The 664-nt window shown below is 64.3% G+C and carries 1 protein-coding gene; it reads left to right on the forward strand.

Annotated features, from left to right (window positions below; translation table 11 throughout):
* A partial coding sequence (locus tag Q7C21_RS22360) for an MATE family efflux transporter (protein WP_375151137.1) occupies window positions 1–651 on the forward strand: 651 nt, incomplete at its 5' end.
* Window positions 652–664 lie beyond the last annotated feature (13 nt).

Here is a 664-nt window from a genome sequence, read left to right on the forward strand (position 1 = left end):
AGTGTCGGCCTGCCCATCGGCATCGCGGTGTTCGCCGAGTCGAGCATCTTCGCGGTCATCGCCCTGTTGATCGGCAGCCTGGGTGCCACGGTAGTGGCCGGACACCAGATTGCCCTCAACGTCAGCGCCCTGATGTTCATGATCCCCTACTCCCTGGCCATGGCCGTAACAGTACGGGTCGGCCAGTCTCTGGGCCGTCAGCAACCGCGCGACGCACGCTTCAGCGCCGGAGTCGGCATGGGCGCGGCACTGGCCTACGCCTGCCTGTCGGCAAGCCTGATGTACCTGCTGCGTGAACCCATCGCCTCGATCTACACCAACGACCCGATGGTGATCCAGGTAGCCTCGATGCTCATCGTGTACTCGGCATTGTTCCAGTTTTCCGATGGCATTCAGGTCACCGCCGCTGGCGCGCTGCGCGGCTATCAGGACACTCGGGTGACCATGATCCTGACCCTGTTCGCTTACTGGGGGATTGGTTTGCCGGTGGGCTACGCCCTGGGCCTGACCGATTGGTTCGGAGCGGCCCGGGGCCCGAGCGGTCTGTGGGAGGGGTTGATTGCCGGCTTGACCTGCGCCGCGCTGATGCTGTTGATCCGCCTGACACGCAGTGCGCGCAAGCAGATCCGCATCGGCCGTTCGGCGGGTTAATCGAGCTTCTTGC

The organism is Pantoea sp. ANP04, from assembly GCF_041982285.1.
Lineage (GTDB): Bacteria > Pseudomonadota > Gammaproteobacteria > Enterobacterales > Enterobacteriaceae > Pantoea > Pantoea eucalypti.